At 46.1% G+C, this 14,072-nt stretch carries 11 protein-coding genes; 3 read left to right on the top strand and 8 right to left on the bottom strand.

Annotated elements, in window-relative coordinates:
- Positions 1–33: 33 nt before the first annotated feature.
- Both BEL04_RS15550 and dacB read left to right on the top strand, forming a co-directional pair.
- Positions 34–1,470 (top strand): APC family permease, encoded by a 1,437-nt coding sequence (locus BEL04_RS15550; protein WP_066005708.1) that lies wholly within the window; start codon positions 34–36, stop codon positions 1,468–1,470.
- Positions 1,448–2,842, top strand: coding sequence for a D-alanyl-D-alanine carboxypeptidase/D-alanyl-D-alanine-endopeptidase (dacB, locus tag BEL04_RS15545; RefSeq protein WP_066005707.1), 1,395 nt, complete (start codon positions 1,448–1,450; stop codon positions 2,840–2,842). The genes BEL04_RS15550 and dacB overlap by 23 nt, the downstream gene beginning before the upstream one ends.
- A gap of 143 nt (positions 2,843–2,985) precedes the next feature.
- Here the strand turns inward: dacB and BEL04_RS15540 are convergent, their stop codons facing one another.
- The 8 genes from BEL04_RS15540 to BEL04_RS15505 form a co-directional block, all read right to left on the bottom strand.
- A complete protein-coding gene (locus BEL04_RS15540) occupies positions 2,986–4,275 on the bottom strand; it encodes a folylpolyglutamate synthase/dihydrofolate synthase family protein (RefSeq protein WP_066005705.1) in 1,290 nt (429 codons plus the stop codon).
- A gap of 130 nt (positions 4,276–4,405) precedes the next feature.
- Entirely contained in the window at positions 4,406–5,200 is a 795-nt protein-coding gene (locus tag BEL04_RS15535) for an energy transducer TonB (protein ID WP_066005703.1), read from the bottom strand.
- Positions 5,201–5,203: 3 nt separating this feature from the next.
- Positions 5,204–5,602, bottom strand: a complete 399-nt coding sequence (locus tag BEL04_RS15530) for a biopolymer transporter ExbD (RefSeq protein WP_066005700.1) — start codon at positions 5,600–5,602, stop codon at positions 5,204–5,206.
- Complete coding sequence (locus BEL04_RS15525; RefSeq protein WP_066005698.1) at positions 5,599–6,309, bottom strand: MotA/TolQ/ExbB proton channel family protein; 711 nt, start codon at positions 6,307–6,309, stop codon at positions 5,599–5,601. The genes BEL04_RS15530 and BEL04_RS15525 overlap by 4 nt, the downstream gene beginning before the upstream one ends.
- Positions 6,306–7,370: a hypothetical protein gene (locus tag BEL04_RS15520; protein ID WP_066005696.1), complete on the bottom strand. Its 1,065-nt coding sequence runs from the start codon at positions 7,368–7,370 to the stop codon at positions 6,306–6,308. The genes BEL04_RS15525 and BEL04_RS15520 overlap by 4 nt, the downstream gene beginning before the upstream one ends.
- A 39-nt stretch (positions 7,371–7,409) precedes the next feature.
- A complete protein-coding gene (locus tag BEL04_RS15515; protein ID WP_066005694.1) occupies positions 7,410–9,227 on the bottom strand; it encodes a hypothetical protein in 1,818 nt (605 codons plus the stop codon).
- Positions 9,224–12,292, bottom strand: a complete 3,069-nt coding sequence (locus BEL04_RS15510) for a tetratricopeptide repeat protein (RefSeq protein ID WP_066005692.1) — start codon at positions 12,290–12,292, stop codon at positions 9,224–9,226. The genes BEL04_RS15515 and BEL04_RS15510 overlap by 4 nt, the downstream gene beginning before the upstream one ends.
- Positions 12,293–12,578: 286 nt before the next feature.
- The gene (locus tag BEL04_RS15505; protein ID WP_066005689.1) at positions 12,579–12,989 is read right to left on the bottom strand and encodes a BrxA/BrxB family bacilliredoxin; all 411 of its coding nucleotides are present in this window, start codon (positions 12,987–12,989) and stop codon (positions 12,579–12,581) included.
- Positions 12,990–13,201: 212 nt separating this feature from the next.
- Here BEL04_RS15505 and BEL04_RS15500 point away from each other — a divergent pair, with 212 nt between their 5' ends.
- Entirely contained in the window at positions 13,202–14,068 is an 867-nt protein-coding gene (locus BEL04_RS15500) for a M23 family metallopeptidase (RefSeq protein WP_066005687.1), read from the top strand.
- Positions 14,069–14,072: the final 4 nt, after the last annotated feature.

The following is a 14,072-nucleotide window of genomic DNA, read 5'->3' as shown; positions in this document are numbered from 1 at the left end:
ATAGATTAGTGACTTAAACCCTAAACTGACTCCATGCAAACAGAAACACCACAACCAGAAATGAAGCGCGAGCTGAGCCTTTTAGACGGCACCATGCTTGTTGTAGGCTCAATGATCGGCTCCGGTATCTTTATCGTAAGCGCCGATATCACCCGTAATGTTGGCTCGGCCGGGTGGCTCATTGTGGTTTGGTTGCTGACCGGTTTCATGACATTGACCGCTGCTGTAAGTTACGGCGAATTAAGCGCCATGTTCCCCAAAGCAGGCGGGCAATATGTTTATTTAAAGGAAGCCTATGGTAAACTGATCGCTTTTTTATACGGCTGGAGTTTTTTCGCGGTGATACAAACCGGCACTATTGCAGCGGTAGGTGTGGCTTTCGCAAAATTTGCGGCTTATTTATTCCCTGCTTTGAGCGAAGACCTTGTTCTTTTCAATATAGGTTCGCTTAAAATATCACACGCCCAGGGCGTCTCTATTATCATTATTGTATTACTCACCTTTATCAATACACGCGGTGTTAAAAGCGGCAAATGGATACAAACCATTTTTACATTGACTAAGATACTGAGTTTATTCGGGCTCATTGTTTTCGGTTTGATCGCCCTTAAAGGCGATGTATGGCACACTAACTGGACAAATGCCTGGAACCTGCACGGCCTGGATAAAAATGGCAATGCTACGGTGGCGGCTTATACCATGTCGGCCGCACTGGGTGCTATTGCGGCAGCTATGGTAGGTTCGATTTTCAGCAGCGATGCCTGGAACAACGTAACCTTTATCGCCGGCGAAATGACCAACCCCAAACGTAACATCGGTTTAAGCCTGTTTTTTGGCACGTTGATCGTAACGCTGATCTACGTAAGCGCAAACGTGGTTTACATCGGCGTTTTGCCCTTGCATGATATTGCCACCGCAGCTAAAGACCGTGTAGCAGTATCAGCATCGCATGTCATTTTTGGTGATATCGGCACGGCTATCATCGCAATTATGATCATGATATCGACCTTTGGATGTAATAACGGACTAATTATGGCCGGTGCCCGCGTTTATTACACCATGGCTAAGGATGGCTTGTTCTTTAAACGCACCGGCGACCTCAACAAATTTGCGGTGCCCGAGTTTGGCTTATGGGTACAGTGCATCGTTGCCTGCGCGTTATCGTTAAGCGGAAGCTATGGTAATTTGCTGGATATGATATCGTTGGTAGTGGTGATTTTTTACATTCTCACTATTCTGGGAATCTACATTCTCCGTGTTAAGCGCCCCGATGCCGAGCGGCCCTATAAAGCTTTTGGTTACCCCGTGTTACCGGCGCTTTATATTTTAATGGGAGTGGCTTTCTGCGTTTTATTATTGTTATACAAACCTGAGTACGCCAAAGGCGGTTTAATTATTGTATTGCTGGGTATACCGATCTATTTTCTGGCTAAGCGTTTTTTAGGTAATGAAGAAGTTAGCACTACTTAGTCTTTGTTTTTTAGGATTACATGCAGGTGCGCAAAATTTGCAGGTACGCCTGCAAAACGCGTTCAATAAGCTGCAACAGGATAGCCAGAGCCGTTACGCCTCGATATCGTTAACGGTGCTCGACGCCAAAACCGGCGAACAGGTCTTTACCGTCAACCCGTATATGGGCCTGGCAACGGCGTCTACGCTTAAAACTATTACAACGATCACAGCCTTTAATATTTTAGGTAAGGATTACCAATATACCACTAACCTTAATTATTTAGGTACGATCGATAATGGTACCCTCAGCGGCGACCTGGTCATCAAAGGCAGCGGCGACCCTACTCTGGGCAGCTGGCGTTATCCCGAAACACGGGAAAACGCCGTGTTAAGTTTGTGGGTTGATGCCATACGGAAAACAGGTATTAAACATATCAACGGTCGTATTATCGCCGACGATTCAGCTTTTGGCACGGCATCTATCCCCGATGGCTGGATATGGCAGGATATCGGCAATTATTACGGCGCGGGCACTTCGGGCCTTTGCTGGCGCGAAAACCAATTCGATATCAAGCTTAAAACAGGCAGCGTTGGCTCGGCGGTTGGTGTATTGAGAACCGTACCGGAAGTGCCTTACCTCAATATCAAAAGCGAACTGACTAATGCCGAGGCGGGCACCGGCGACCGGTCGTACGCGTTTTTACCTGTGGATAATAACATAATGTACTTGCGTGGTACCTATGCCCAGGATCAAAGCAAGAAAAGTATATCGGTTGCCGTACCCGACCCGGCGTATGACGCAGCTTTCAGGCTGGCGGACACACTTAAACGATTGGGCATCGATGTAGGTGGCGGCCCGGTATCGGTACGTACTTTACTACAACCACCTGCCGGCGGTACTTTGCTGGTGAGTTACAATTCTCCCAAACTGAGCCGGATCATTTACTGGCTCAACCAAAAAAGCATCAACCTGTACGCCGAGCAGTTGCTCAAAACCATCGCTCTGGCATCGGGTAAACCGGTAACAACAGCCAGTGGGGTAGAGGTGGAGCATGAGTTCTGGAAAGCCAAAGGCATCGATCCGCATTCGTTAAACATCGTCGACGGCAGCGGCCTTTCACCCGGCGACAGGGTAACTACGCTCACGATGGCCACTATCCTGCAATCGGCTAAAGCCATGCCCTGGTTTCCCGATTTTTATGAAAGCCTGCCTACCTACAATAACACTAAAATGAAAAGTGGCAGTATCAATAATGTGCTGACCTATGCCGGTTTTCAAACCTCGAAAGATGGGCGTGAGTATTGCTTTTCGATCATGGTAAATAATTATAACGGCAGTACCTCGGGCATCAAACAAAAGATGTTTAAGGTATTGGATGAGTTGAAGTAGTGAGTGGTGAATAGTGAGTAGTTTTCTATCTTGTCATCTCGACTTAGGAGAGATCTTCTGCTACGGACAGGTTTGCCGTATACTTTTCTGTAGTAGAAGATTTCTCACTATCGCTCGAAATGACAGTTTTTTTTAATACAAACCTACACCACCTCTGCCACCACAAAAGTACTCCCGCCAACAAACACCAGATCATCGGGCTTTGCGGCTTGTTTGGCAGCCTTAAAAGCTTCGGGAACGCTTGCATAAACCGATCCTTGCAATCCAAAGCTTTCGGCTTTCTGCTTTAAGCTCTCTGCTTCCAATCCCCGCGGTATGTCAGGTTTGCAGAAGTAGTATATCGCATCTTCAGGCAGCATATCGAGCACTTTGCTGTGATCTTTATCGTTCACCATACCTAAAACAAAATGGAGTTGCTGGTAAGGCGTTGCCGCGATATTCTTCATCACTTCGGCAATGCCATCGGGGTTATGGCCGGTATCGCATATCACCAACGGATTGGTACTTAAGGTATCCCAGCGCCCGCGCAGGCCGGTCAGGGTTTTTACTTGTTTCAGTGCTTCCGCGATATGCGCATCGCTGATAACAAAACCTTGTTTACGCAGTTCGTCAACCGCAGCCAAAACGGTTTTTACATTTTTGGTTTGGTAGGAACCGGGCAGGTCGAGCTGTAGGTTGTGAGTTGTGGGTTGTGAGTTGTGAGTTATGACAAGATCAATACTATTTGGTGCTTTTGACTTTAAACTTTCAACTTTAAACTCCTTCGAAGCAAATACCAATTTCGCATTTTTCTCCTTTGCTTTCGCAACGAATACACCGGCCACTTCTTCCTGATATTCGCCGATAATGACTGGCGTATTGGTTTTAATGATTCCCGCTTTTTCCCCTGCGATGAGCGGCAGGGTATCGCCCAGCATATTCATATGGTCCCAACCGATATTGGTAATTACCGACAGGAGCGGGGAGATGACATTGGTGCTATCCAGTCGACCTCCCAAACCAACCTCCACAACGGCGATATCGACTTTCTCCTTTGCAAAAATATCAAAAGCTAAAGCAACAGTCATTTCAAAAAATGAAGGCTGTATCTCATCAAAATCCGGCTGGTGCTGCTGCACAAAATCGACAACCGTTTGTTCGGATATCATTTGCCCGTTTACACGGATACGTTCGCGAAAATCTTTTAGATGGGGCGAGGTATATAACCCGGTTTTATAACCTGCTGTTTGCAAAATTGCCGCCAGCATGTGCGATGTTGAGCCTTTGCCGTTAGTGCCGCCTATATGTATGCTCTTAAACTTATGCTGCGGGTTGTCGATCCTGCCGCACAAAGCATAAGTATTGGTCAGATCGGCTTTGAATGCCGAAGCGCCAACACGGGTAAACATGGGTAGTTGGTTATACAGGTAATCGATGGTTTGGGCGTAGGTCATTTTTTAGTCCATAGACTATAGTTGATAGTCCATAGTGCAAAGTTATACGATGAGCGCGAAGTATAAGATATTACAAGGAAATGTTTGCAAGTTAAACAATAGACTATGGTCCATTGACTATTGACCCCTGCTAATCCACTTTAAATACCCACCTGTACTGGCCTGGGGTATTCCCTGTAACCGGGGTCGACGAATGGAATTTTGTACGCTTGATGGCATCGATACAGCTTTGTATCAGGTCGAGCGTGGCGCGGGTTTGTTGCCTGTTCGACGAGGCCTGCAACACGTTACCTTCAGGGTCGACTATAAAGTCTATCACCACAGTACCGGGAACCCTGTGGATGTTGCTCACATCCGGCGGGCTCACAAAACCCCAGTGCGGCATGTTTAAGCCGGTACCTGAGCCACCCGGTCCGTAGTTATCGCTCAGGGTTGAGCCGTTAATGCTGCCCTGGTTGCCGATTTTATTTGAGGTACCGTCTCCGCCGCCGTTCCCGGAAGTATGAGTCGCACCTTTGTAGATCGCCCGCTGATCGACAACATGCTGGGGCGCGGTCTTTTGCTCGGTAGATACCGTATTGCTCGGCTTTTTATCGTTGGCATTCACCACCGGTGCATCCTCGGTATTTTGGGTGACGATGTTTTTATTGCTGTTTTCAGATTCCGACTTATCGGTAGGGTTGGGCGTAGTTTTATCGGGCCTGTTATGGCTCGTTTTTTCTGATTGCGACGGGTCTTCCAGGCTGCTGATATCGTTACCGCTGCCCTCGTCGGTGGTGCCGTAGTTCACCAAAATACCACCGGTACCTTCGGGCTGCTGCATGGGCATACCAATGGTAAGCAGGTAGCACAGCGCAAACAGGATGGCTACGATGACCGTGGTAGCGGCAAATGCCTTCGGATAATTACTTTCCCTGTACTCCATGTATTATTTAGGCTCGGTGGCTAACACCAGCTTGATATTCAGTTTTTGTGCCACATCCATTACCGATACTACATTTTGGATAGCTACGGTACGGTCGACATATAAAACGATAGTAAGTTCGGTTGCTAACTTTTTGTATTCGGATAACGTCTTGTCAAGGTCGGCTTCCTGCACTTCTTTTCTATCTACAAAATATTTCAGCTCTTTGGTTACCGATACCGTGATGGTTTTTTTGGATACCGATTTCCCCGAAGCCGATTTGGGCAGCATCAGCTTGATCACGTTTGGATTGGTAACCGTAGAGGCAATAAGGAAGAACAGCAGCAGGAAGAACATAATATCGTTCATTGCTGAAGTATGCACCTCGGCCGAATGCCTTTTATGTCGTGTTCTTAAATTCATTTGCTCGGTTCTTCTAACAGGTCGATAAACTCGATGGCATCTGTTTCCAGTTTCAGGATCACTTTATCGACCATGATATTTAAAATATTGTACAGCACATAAGCGATGATACCTACCAGTAAACCCGCTGCCGAGGTTACCATCTTTACATACAAACCGCCCGAAATAACACCCATGCTGATGTTATCGGTTTTGGAGATATCATAAAATATCTTGATCACGCCCCAAATTGTTCCCAAAAAGCCGAACATTGGCGCAATACCCGCCACAATACCAATAATCGGTATATTCCTTTCCAGCTTGGATACTTCAAGCTTACCGATATTCTCAACAGCGCCTTCGATATCCTTTATCGGGCGGCCGATGCGCAACAAACCTTTTTGCAACATGCGGCCCAATGGGGTATTGCTGTTTTTACAAATAGCTATCGCCGCTTCAAGGTTGCCGGATATAACGCTTGAGCGTACGTTTGCCATCAGGTCGGCTTCGCTTTTAGCTGCCTTGCGGATGGTAAAATAACGCTCGAAAAATATAACCAGCGCCAGCACGAACAGCAGGCCGATAGGTAGTAATACCCAGCCGCCTTTAACCAGCAGATCGCCAAAGCGGATCTCTTCCTGGGGCATTTGTGCCGGCAGCGCGGCTTTGGCTACCGTATCTACAACTTTATTTACGGTATCGGTTGCTTGCAATAATAATAACATCATGGTTTTTTAAATGGATAAGTTTGTATACGGATGTCCTGTTTTTTTAGTTTTTCTTTAAAAACAGGTAACGCTGCTTTTGCCGAATCATTGTTGTTAAAGGTTGCTACTGTAACCTGATATTTGCCGCCTGACCGATGCACCTCGGCATTTATACCTTGTTTGGTATGGTCTTCTGCGTCCTGCGTTGCCTTTTTTAAACCTTGCCACGAACCCACAACAATCCGGAAGGTGTCCGTGCCGACGCTGTCTTTTTGCAACGAAGGTACAGTATGTACAATGCCTATATCTTTTTGGGCCTGTTGCGCACGTTTCAGCGAGTCGGCCGTAGATATTGCTGGTGCCGGGGCCGTTTTGTGCGATAGCTTGCCCAGAATTGGTTTGAAACGGCTGAAAAGTGCAGGTTTATAAATGTAAATGCCGATAATGGCAACACCGATAACTACAATAATTAAGGCCAGTACCAGCCAGATATTAACCCTGTGATGCTCTGCCTCTTCCTCTTCAATGTATTCTTCTTCAACAGGCCCGGGTTCTGCGGGTTCTTCAACAGGTTCGGGCTGCGGAATAACAGGCATGGGTTCGGGTACCGGGGCTGGAGGTGGTTCGGCTGGTTTTGGTGGCGGTACAAACGCAGCTTGCTGCTGCCTGAACGAACTGTTTCGTTTCAATCGTACAGGTGCGAGCCCGTAAAACATTTCATCAGTTTCGTTCAATTCGCTCGGGGTAAAAATAAGCGACCCCCTGCGGGTGCTGAATGCGCCCATATTACCAAAGGGCACGCTGCCTGTGCCGGCCTGCTCTAAAATATGGGTTACAAATTTTTCGATAAAATACTTAGCCGAGGCAACGGATATCTGGCGTTCTTCGGCTATCAGGTTCGCCAGCGTACTATCATCGCTTTGATCGGTCTTAAACTGTATCTGCCGGGTCGGCGGGTAAAAGTGTTGCTGATCCTTATTATAATAGCCCTCAACCCGTGTCTTGTTAAAGGTGCCAAGTCCGGGTACTATCAACACGCCTTCTCGGGCCAATAAGTCGTTAATAAAGGCAGTAATGTCCATTTCGGCTAAAAATACGGATTTTAACTAACATCAAAAGGACTAAAACTTATAGCCCACGCCCCCAAATATATTAAAACCATAGTTAGGATAGTACAACCATGTTTGCGAACCATTGCTCAACAGGTTGTTGGCTTGCAAAAATATCGAGAATTTGTTGTTCACTTTATACTCGGCGCCGCCGCTGATATCGGCAAACGAGTTGATATTCACAATCTGGCTGGCCGCACCGGTACGATCGTACGTAGCGCCACGGAACATCAGCGAACCGTTGATATTGATCTGTTTGCTGATATGGATCGTCGTACCGGCAGTCAGTTTAAACTTAGGCAGGTTCCAGGCTTGTGTTTCCGATGCCAGTTGGTAATCTTTAAACTCCACCCGGCCGAAAATATCGAAATCGTCAGATGCTTTATAATCCAGTTCACCATTAAAACCGCTTACGCGCGATTTGCCGTTATCGTATATCACATTAAAACGGTTATAGGTTTGGGTAGCATTAAAATCGCTTACAAACAGTGGCATATCTTTAACGCTGTTGCGGTAGATGCTCGCTTTGAAACCCAGGCCGGGAGCAAGCATACCTTTTAAACCTACGGTCAGGTCGAGCTGATCTATAGCATCCTGAATGTTGATGTTTTTGCCCAGGAAAGGGTTGACCTCGGTAAAATCACGTATCGACGAACGGTCGACATCGCCGCTGGCTTCGGCAAACAAGCGTATATATTTAGGTACGATTTGAAACTCCAGGCGGGCAGCCGGAAAAATATTGATCTCGTTTTTGTAACCGATCAGGCTCACGATCTTCACACCGGCATCGATCTTGTAATTCTCACCTTCCAGCTTAATGTACGGATTGGCCCTGATGAGGTTATTGCTGCGGTTATACACACTGTCTTTTACTGTAGTGAAATCGATGCTGCCGTTTAAACCTGCATAAAATTGCCCAACAATCTGGTTGATGTAACCAGATACTACGATGTTATTCTCGTTAGCCTTATAAGCGTTGCTGAATGTATAACCACCAAGCTTTAAAGCGTAGATAAATTGTTTTTCCTCTTCGGTAGTGTTTTTGGCCAATTCAACTTCGCCCGATAAGGCACTGAAATGTTGTTTATCGGCATTGAGGCCGGCCGGCGGCAACTGCATAATGTTGTACCCGTAAAAATAATTGTTGCGCAGGCTGTAATTTACACGGCCGCTCAGGGTTGAGCTTTCGCCGATGCTCTTACCGAAGATACCCGCTTCTTCCTTGCTGTAATTTTGCTGATACAGGCTGCCCGACTGGCCGAAATGTTTCAGGAAGCCGCCCAACTGCAAACCCGGGTCGCCGCCGTTATTTACATACAATTCGCCATAGGTGGTTTTTAGGTTACCGCCGCCTAACTTAGCGTAGTTATTAAACACTTCGGCAGGCTGCTCGCGTGGCATTTTCATCGCCTCAAACTGGCGGATGTCGGTGTTCAACTGCAGGGTTTTATCCAGCGGATTATAATTCAGAGGCGCCTTAAATGGCTCCTGGTCTTCCAGATCAGGATTGCGGCGTATTTTCACTGCCTCGGCTAATACCGGTTTGTAGGCCGTGGTTACCACAATTTCTTCGGACAGACTATTGTTAGGATTAACCGGGTTAACCGGATTTGCCGTTTTGCCGCCACCACGTTTGGTGGTATCAATAGTTACAGGCAGAGATTTAGCTAAGCTTGCCGCTTTTTTATCAGCCACAGGGGCTTTGGCGGCCGGCTTTTTTGCGACAGGTTTAGCCGTGGTCTTCTTTTTATTATTCGGGGTTTGGGCGTTTACGTCAGCAAAGCAAAACAGCGCCGCAACAGTAATGAGGGTGATATATCTTAATTTCATTGCTTGTTCTCCTTGTTGTCGTCTTTCTTCACTTCAGTTCCGGCTGATAGGGCTTCTAATTTTTGCTTGGCTGTCGGTAAAATATCATCGTCGCCTTTATAATTGTCTATCACGCTCTGCAATGTCGCTTTTGCCTGGAAGACATCTTTCAAGCCGACATAGGTATCAGCCAAAAGGATATAGGTTTTGGTGACCCAGTAATCGTAAGCCGATAGCTTGTTGATCAGGTCGAAACAGGTTTTCTGCGATTCTTTATACTTATGTTTCAGATACTCCACATTGGCGATGTTGTATTTAGCTTCGGCTGCGGCAACGGTTTTGGTATTATTTACCACATCGTTTAGCTCCTTTAGTGCGGTAGTGGTGTCGCCTTTGGCCAGGTAAGCTTTACCGGCGTAAAGGCTCGAGCGGAACTTATCTTCTTCGGATGTTTTGGTGTTGGCCCGTACCAGGTTTACGTATTTCAGCGCATCATCCGCCATTTCCATTTCGGCATAGCACAGCATCAGGTTATCAATCGCGTAACCATAATCGGCCTGATATTCGGAGTTGGTTTCCAACCGTTTGAGGAAAGGTACCGCTTCGTTATACTTTTGTTGTGCGATGTAGATCTGCGACATGCTCAGCAGCGATTTTTCGGTGTACGGACTGGTCCAATCGTTCAGGATATAGGTATAATCCGGTACTGCTTCATCCGGGCGGTTCAACCGTACCAAACTTTGCGCGCGGATAAACTTAGCCTGTTTATCGTAAATCGCTTTCGGGAATTTATCAAAATAAGCATTCACGCCCGATACCGTACCTTGCCAGTCGCCTTTTAAATAAAGGTTGTTGGCTGCAGTTATCATAATATTTTCCTGCTCGGCGGTGGTATAATTACCGATAGGCGTAGTAGCTGCGTAATTGATAAAAGTCTGCGCATCGCCTTTGTCGGTATAGATCTTCTCAATCTGTTTTAACGACTGTTTGGCTTCTTCTGTCGACGGATATTCCTGTATAACCCGTTTAAACGATTGGATCGCGAAATCATCCTTGCCGCCGGCGCTGTAGTCGATCAGTCCCATGGTCACCAGTGCACGCGGGATATAGCTGCTGCGCGGGTATTTGTCTATAAGCGCCATCAGGTCGGTTTTGGCCTGGTCGCCATCATTTTTAAGGTAGTAGGTGTAAGCAATCTCGAACGAAGCATCATCCGCATAATTCGAGTTCGGGAATTTGACCAATACATCTTTTAAGGTAGATATCTTGGCGTCGGGCTGGCCCTGCAAACCCTGTATCATACCGCGCTGAAACAATGCGTAATCTTCGCCCGGGGCATGGTCATCAATAATACGGTTGTAATAGGTAAGCGCTTTGCTGTAGCTTTTTAATACAAAATAGCTGTCGGCAATTCGTGTAGTTGCGTCGTTGATGGTGTTTTTATCGCGTTCATCGCCATCTAAAAACTTTTCGAAGTAAATAGCAGCCTTTTTATACTGCTCACCACCAAAAGCTGCGTAAGCCAGGGCGTAGTTAGCATAGTTGTAAACCGGTGTATTGCGGGCTTCGGGCATATCCAGGAACTTCTCAAAGTTCTCCACCGACTCGCCGTATTTACGCACTTCGTACATGGCTTCGGCCATCCAGTAAACGGTCAACGTTTCTATTTTAGGGTCAACCGGGTATTTCAGTGAGCGCAGGAATACGCCTATGGCATTCTCAAAGGCACGTTCGTTATAAAATTCCAAACCGCGGTAATAGGTCACTTTTTCGTAAGCCTCTTTTGCGCTGGCTGTTTTATTTGGGATAGGTTCGAGGATATCGATCGCCTCGCGGTAATTGTGTGAGTTAAGCAACTCTTCGGCCAGTAAGGTTTTTACTTCGTCGAGCTTTAAAGTCTTCGGATATTTTTTCAGGTACAGGCGTGTCGCATCCAAAGCCTGGGTGTTAAAATCCAGTTCGTAGGATAGCTTGGCGTACTCGTACAATGCATCTTCCTGCAAAAGCGGGTCGAAATCCAATTTCGATGCTACCAAAAATGCGTTACGGGCGCTTTGCTTGTTGTTTACCTTTAAAAACACATTACCTAAGGTATAACTACCGTTCTGGCTGTAGATATCTTTACGGTCGACCAATTTTTCCAGTTCCTTAATAGCCTTCGGGTAATTGGCTATTTTAAAATTGGCATAACCTATCTGGTAATCGTCCTGTGTGTTCTGGGTTTTACCCAGGTCCTCATCCTGGAAACGGGCGTAATAAGCAGCCGAGTTTTTATAATCCGCTTTAGCGAAATAGGCTGCGCCTATCAGATGCAATATCTCGGTTTCGTTAAGCTGTTTAGTGTTGTTAACAATAGGGATGGCATAGCTGATCACATCGTCGTAACGCTTATCTAAAAAATAAACGGCTGTGATGTAATACGGGTAGCTGGCCTCGTATTTCTTCGAGTTTTTCAGCTTTTCGAAGTTAACGAGTGCGATGCTATAATCTTTATTCAAATAAGATATGTACGCAAAGTAGTAGGTCGCATCCTCGGTGAACGGCGAGTGCGTGTTTTTTACTTCGCTGAAAAGCAGCTGTGCGTTTTTGTAATCGTTGGTTGCAAAGTACGCATAACCTTTACGGAACTTATACTCTACATATTCGCTGCCGCTCAGGTCGCTGGCCTGTACCTTATCAAACCATTTTAAGGCGTCGGCATACTTTTCCTGTTTGGAGTAGGAGCGGCCCACCTGGAAATAGGCCAGTTTGCTCAGCGGGTTTTCGTTATGCTCTTTGATAAACCTCACCAGCAGGCTCTCGGCATCGTCGTTATTCAATTGCAGTGCACAAAAGGCTTCGTAGTATTGAGCGTTTTCTTTGAGTAAAGATAACTGCGATTCAAATTCGGGCTGATTGGTGGTGCTTAACCGCGATTTTTCAACCAGGCGGAACTGCTCGGCGGCAGCGGTGTATTCGCCTTTATCCATCAGGTCGGTAGCGGCATGGTAGGTGCGGTAAATTTCGAACGCCGCGCTTTGCTGCGCCTTTAACCGTGTTATTGTGAAGATAAGAACAAGCAGGACAAGATATTTTGTTTTGGCCATAAACAGACTGATAAACGATGTTGCTAAAATACGTTTAAAGCAAAAGTGTAATTAACATTAGTAATTCACAAGTGTTGAAAACCCGTTTTTAGAACGCAAGGCTTAACTCATTGTTATTGATGTGGATAATTATAGTGAATTGTTGATTGGGCTGATTAAAAGCGTGGTTGTTCAAGGTTCACGTTTTATTTCTTTATGTCATTGCGAGGTACGAAGCAATGACACTTATGTGGAATAAAAAAGCCCGGTTTAAATGAACCAGGCTTCTCTTATGAAAAAATATCTTTTAGCAATATTGCTCAAACGCGCCGATCAGGTTATCAGCGATCATTTGCGCGGGTCGGCCCTCAATCTGGTGGCGCTCGATGATGTGTACCAGCTTGCCATCTTTAAACAAAGCCATCGATGGCGACGACGGCGGGTAGGGCAGCATGTAACCACGTGCCTTGTCAACCGCTTCTTTTTCCATACCGGCAAAAACAGTTACCAGTTTATCGGGGTGTTTTTCGTTTTGCGAAGCGATCTTGGCAGCAGGGCGGGCATTTGCAGCAGCACAACCGCAAACCGAGTTAACCATCACAAAAACAGTGCCTTCGCTTTCGATAGCCTGGGTAACGGCATCGGCATCTTTCAATTCAACAAAACCAACTTTGGTCAGGTCTTCCCGCATCGGGGCAACTAAATATTCTGGGTACATAACTTTTTTATCTTAAATAACGTACAAAAGTAATAAATGATGGGTAGTTAAAAGCCATTTGTGGCGAATATTAACATTGTGCTGACGGTCGGGCCGTTTAAGGCGATGCCCCTTTTAAATTAAATTTTTTTTAAGTTATTGATAATTAATTGATTTTGATACTCACATAGCCATTACTTTTTATTAACTTGTAGCACCTATTCCCGTCACCTATGCGTACTAAGTCAAAAGATGTTAGCACCGTTATTATTGTCAATAAAAACCAGCAGAAAACGCGGTCGATACAAATCAAAACCAAGCATTTAGAGCGTTTTAACAAGTATATACTTTCGGCTTTGCTTGTGGTAATCTGCCTGGGTTCGTCTATTTTTTACCTGCAAAAGCAAAACATCCTGAAGGATGCCGAAAATCAACGTCTTATCCAGCAGTTATCCAAACTTAAAGTAAGTATTCCGGCCAAAGTTAAGGCCGATAACAGCGCTACGGCCCAAAGCTATATCCAAAGCATCCAGGGTAAACTCCAGTTGATTAATAATTACCTCAAAAAACGCGGTCTGAAAGGTTTTGGCACTGCTTCTACAGGCGATGGTGGTAAAGCTATGGCCCCGCAACTAAGCGCTGCCGAACAATATGCCGCTTATAACGATTATCTCGACCGGATAGTGATGGTGACCGCCTTTACACCGCTCGGTTATCCGCATAGTGTGGATCACCTCACCAGTAATTTTGGCTACCGCAGCGACCCGTTCGATGCTTCGCATGCCGAGTATCACCCCGGTATCGATTTTGGCGGCGCCATTGGCGACCAGGTAAAATGTACCGCTAACGGCAAGGTAATCTGGGCAGGCTGGTACGGCGGCTATGGAAACTGTATTCGTATCGAACACGGCAACCACCTTGAAACCTTATATGGCCATCTGTCAAAAATCGGCGTCAAAGTTGGTCAAAAAGTTAGCGTTGGCGATGTGATAGGTAACGTAGGATCCACCGGGCACTCCACAGGTGCGCATTTGCATTACGAGGTTCGCCGCGATGGCAAACCTATTAACCCAATTAATTTTTTAACCCTTAAAAGCTAATATT

Source organism: Mucilaginibacter sp. PPCGB 2223 (assembly GCF_001705515.1).
In the GTDB taxonomy this organism is placed as follows: domain Bacteria; phylum Bacteroidota; class Bacteroidia; order Sphingobacteriales; family Sphingobacteriaceae; genus Mucilaginibacter.
The sequence above is the reverse complement of the archived record's forward strand: the minus strand, read 5'-3'. Positions and strand labels throughout refer to the sequence as shown.

What these genes read in the sequence shown, in the direction of transcription:
- BEL04_RS15550 (WP_066005708.1), top strand. Translation starts at nt 34, where the DNA reads ATGCAAACAGAAACACCACAACCAGAAATGAAGCGCGAGCTGAGCCTT.
- dacB (WP_066005707.1), top strand. Translation starts at nt 1,448, where the DNA reads ATGAAGAAGTTAGCACTACTTAGTCTTTGTTTTTTAGGATTACATGCA.
- BEL04_RS15540 (WP_066005705.1), bottom strand. Translation starts at nt 4,275, where the DNA reads ATGACCTACGCCCAAACCATCGATTACCTGTATAACCAACTACCCATG.
- BEL04_RS15535 (WP_066005703.1), bottom strand. Translation starts at nt 5,200, where the DNA reads ATGGAGTACAGGGAAAGTAATTATCCGAAGGCATTTGCCGCTACCACG.
- BEL04_RS15530 (WP_066005700.1), bottom strand. Translation starts at nt 5,602, where the DNA reads ATGAATTTAAGAACACGACATAAAAGGCATTCGGCCGAGGTGCATACT.
- BEL04_RS15525 (WP_066005698.1), bottom strand. Translation starts at nt 6,309, where the DNA reads ATGATGTTATTATTATTGCAAGCAACCGATACCGTAAATAAAGTTGTA.
- BEL04_RS15520 (WP_066005696.1), bottom strand. Translation starts at nt 7,370, where the DNA reads ATGGACATTACTGCCTTTATTAACGACTTATTGGCCCGAGAAGGCGTG.
- BEL04_RS15515 (WP_066005694.1), bottom strand. Translation starts at nt 9,227, where the DNA reads ATGAAATTAAGATATATCACCCTCATTACTGTTGCGGCGCTGTTTTGC.
- BEL04_RS15510 (WP_066005692.1), bottom strand. Translation starts at nt 12,292, where the DNA reads ATGGCCAAAACAAAATATCTTGTCCTGCTTGTTCTTATCTTCACAATA.
- BEL04_RS15505 (WP_066005689.1), bottom strand. Translation starts at nt 12,989, where the DNA reads ATGTACCCAGAATATTTAGTTGCCCCGATGCGGGAAGACCTGACCAAA.
- BEL04_RS15500 (WP_066005687.1), top strand. Translation starts at nt 13,202, where the DNA reads ATGCGTACTAAGTCAAAAGATGTTAGCACCGTTATTATTGTCAATAAA.